Below are 3,463 nucleotides of genomic sequence, written 5' to 3' on the forward strand. Positions count from 1 at the left end.
GCCTCGGCGCCCGCGGCGTGCGCCTGTCGCTGCACCGGGTCGACGACGTGGTGCGCGCCCTCGACCTCGGCCTGTCAGAGCCGAGCCGCTGCCCGGACCACGTGGCCCGCCTGCTGCAGCTCCGGCTCGAACGGCTCGGCTCGGGCCTCGATGCCGGCTTCGGCTTCGAGACCGTCCGCCTCGACGTGGCCGCCACCGGTCCGATGCCCGGCCGCCAGGCCGCCCTCGACACCGGACCCGTGCCCCCCGGCGCGCGCATCGCCGGCCTCGCCGACGCCCTGCGCCAGCGCTTCGGCCGCCCGGTGATCCGCCTGTTGCCGCGCGCGAGCCACGTGCCCGAGCGCGCCGACCGCATCGCGCCCTGGCGCACGGAATCTTGTCGCCCCGAACCTTGGCGTGTCGAGCGCGTCGTCCTGCACTGGCCCGATCCCGATGCCGGGATCGGGCCACGCCCGCTGGTGCTGTTCGACCGAGGCGAGGCTGCCGAGGACGTGATCGCCCTGGTGCCGGAGGGGCCGCCCCGCCGCTTCCGCTGGCGCTCCCGCCTCCACAGGATCGCCCACGCCGAGGGGCCGGAGCGGATCGCCCCCGAATGGTGGCGCGAGGCCGGCATCCCCCGCGACTACTACGTCGTCGAGTGCGAATCCGGCCGCCGGCTCTGGCTCTACCGCGACGGCCCGAACCTTCCCGAGCGGCCGGCCGCATGGTTCGTGCACGGGCTGTTCGCGTGACGGGGGGGACTTACGCGGAACTGGCCGTCTCCACGAACTTCTCGTTCCTGCGCGGCGCCTCGCATCCGCAGGAATACGTCGAGCAGGCGATCGCCTACGGCCTCGACGCCATCGGCATCGCCGACCGCAACACCTTCGCCGGCGTGGTGCGCGCCTACGCGGCGGCGCGGGTGAAGCCGGCGCGCCCGGGCGCCGAGGACATTTGGAATATCCCGTTCCTGCCGGGCGTGCGGCTCGTCACCGAGGAGGGGTTCGAGGCGGTGACCTACCCGATGGACCGGGCCGGCTACGGCCGCCTGTGCCGGCTCCTGTCCACGGGCAACCGTCGGGTGCGCAAGGGCGAGTGCCGGTTCTCCTTCGCCGAGATGCTGGATGCGGCCGAGGGCCAGGTCTTCATCGCGATGCCCCCCGGCCGGCGGCCAGTGCCGCCGGCAAGCTTCTCCGCCCGGGTCGAGGCGCTGGCGGCCGCCGCCCCCGGCCGGGTCTGGCTCGGCGCGAGCCACCATCACCGCGGCGACGAACGCCGCCGGCTCGGGCTCCTGGCCGAGCTCGGCGACCGCCTCGGCGCACCGATGGTCGCGGTGTCCGACGCGCTCTACCACCATCCCGACCGGCGCCCTCTGCAGGACGTGATCGCCTGCATCCACGAGGGCTGCACCCTCGTGGAGGCTGGCTACCGCCTGGAAGCCAACGCCGAACGCCACCTCAAGCCGCCCTACGAGATGGCGCGGCTGTTCGCCGACCACCCGGAGGCGCTGGCCGCGACGCGCGAGATCGTGGAGGCCTGCACGTTCTCGCTGGGCGAGCTGGTCTACGAATACCCGGACGAGCCGGTTCCGCCGGGGAAGACGGCGCAGGCGCACCTGACCGAGAAAGCCTGGGACCGGGCCCGCTGGCGTTTCCCTGACGGCATTCCCGATGCGGTCGCGAAGACGCTCGACGACGAGCTGAACCTCATCCGGAAGATGGATTACGCGCGCTACTTCCTCACCCTGTTCGACATCGTAGAATTCGCCCGCGACCGCGGCATCCTGTGCCAGGGGCGCGGCTCGGCCGCCAACTCCGTGGTCTGCTACTGCCTCGGCATCACCGCGGTCGACCCGACCCAGATCCGCCTGCTGTTCGCCCGCTTCATCTCCGAGAACCGCGACGAGCCGCCCGACATCGACGTCGACTTCGAGCACGAGCGCCGCGAGGAGGTGATCCAATACCTCTACGGCAAGTACGGCCGCGAGCGCGCCGCGATCTGCTCGACGGTGATCCACTACCGCCCGCGCTCGGCGATCCGCGAGGTCGGCAAGGTGCTGGGGCTGACCGAGGACCTCACCGCCGCGCTCGGCGAGACCGTGTGGGGGTCCTGGGGCAAGGACCTACCCGACAAGCATGTGGCTCAAGCGGGGCTCGACCCGGAGAACCCGGCGATCCGCCAGGCGGTGGACCTCGCGGTCTCGCTGGTCGGCTTCCCGCGGCACCTGTCGCAGCATGTCGGCGGCTTCGTGCTCACCCGCGGGCGCCTCGACGAGACCGTGCCGGTCGGCAACGCCGCGATGCCCGACCGCACCTTCATCGAATGGGACAAGGACGACATCGATGTGGTCGGCCTGATGAAGGTCGACGTGCTGGCGCTCGGCATGCTCACCTGCATCCGCCGGGGCCTCGAATTCCTCGCCCGCGACTACGGCCACGACTACCCGACCCTCGCCGACCTGCCGCAAGAGGAACCGGAGGTCTACGCGATGCTCTCGAAGGCCGATTCCGTCGGCGTGTTCCAAGTCGAGAGCCGGGCGCAGATGTCGATGCTGCCGCGGCTGAAGCCGAAGGCGTTCTACGACCTCGTAGTGCAGGTCGCGATCGTCCGCCCCGGCCCGATCCAGGGGGACATGGTGCACCCCTACCTGCGGCGGCGTTCCGGGAACGAGCCGGTGGAGTACCCCTCCCCCGACCCGGCGCACGGCCCCCGGGACGAGCTCGAAGGCGTGCTGAAGCGAACCTTCGGCGTGCCCCTGTTCCAGGAGCACGCCATGCAGATCGCGATCACCGCGGCCGGCTTCACCCCGGCCGAGGCCGACGGCCTGCGGCGCGCCATGGCGACCTTCCGGCATGTCGGCACGATCGGCGGGTTCGAGGAGAAGTTCATCGGCGGGATGACGCGGCGGGGGTATCCGCAGGACTTCGCCGAGCGCTGCTTCAAGCAGATCCGCGGGTTCTCGACCTACGGCTTCCCGGAGAGCCACGCGGCGAGCTTCGCGCTCCTGGTCTACGCCTCGGCCTGGCTGAAATGCCGGCACCCGGACGTGTTCCTGGCCGCGATCCTCAACGCGCAGCCGATGGGCTTCTACCAGCCGGCGCAGCTCGTGCGCGACGCCCGCGCCCACGGCGTCGAGGTGCGCGGACCCGATGTCAACGCCAGCGACTGGGACTGCACCCTGGAGCCGGCCTCGGAAGCGCCCCCTCCCGGGGTGCCGAAGCGGCTCGCGGTGCGGATCGGCCTGCGGCAGATCACCGGGCTGCCGCAAGGTGCGATGCGCCGGCTCGTGGCGTTGCGGGCCAACGGCTACGCAAGCATCGAGGGCTTGCAGGCGGCCCTGGCGCTACCCCGAAACGCCCTGGAACGGCTGGCTGAGGCCGACGCCTTCCGCTCCCTCGACCTCGACCGGCGGGCGGCCCTGTGGATGGTGCGGACGCTGGAGGGCGGACGCCTCGCCAAGGCCGCGCCGGACGCGGGCCTGGGC

General features: G+C 72.2%; 1 protein-coding gene and 1 pseudogene. Both read left to right on the forward strand.

Features of this window, described 5'->3' with window-relative positions; translation table 11 throughout:
- Positions 1 to 731 (forward strand): annotated as a pseudogene (locus tag FV222_RS29890) (DNA polymerase Y family protein); the annotation flags it as partial.
- On the forward strand, positions 704 to 3,463 hold a 2,760-nt coding region (locus FV222_RS20520), incomplete at its 3' end, for an error-prone DNA polymerase (RefSeq protein WP_147815514.1). The pseudogene FV222_RS29890 and the gene FV222_RS20520, both read left to right, overlap by 28 nt.

The sequence above is a fragment of the Methylobacterium sp. WL103 genome (genome assembly GCF_008039885.1).
GTDB lineage: Bacteria > Pseudomonadota > Alphaproteobacteria > Rhizobiales > Beijerinckiaceae > Methylobacterium > Methylobacterium cerastii.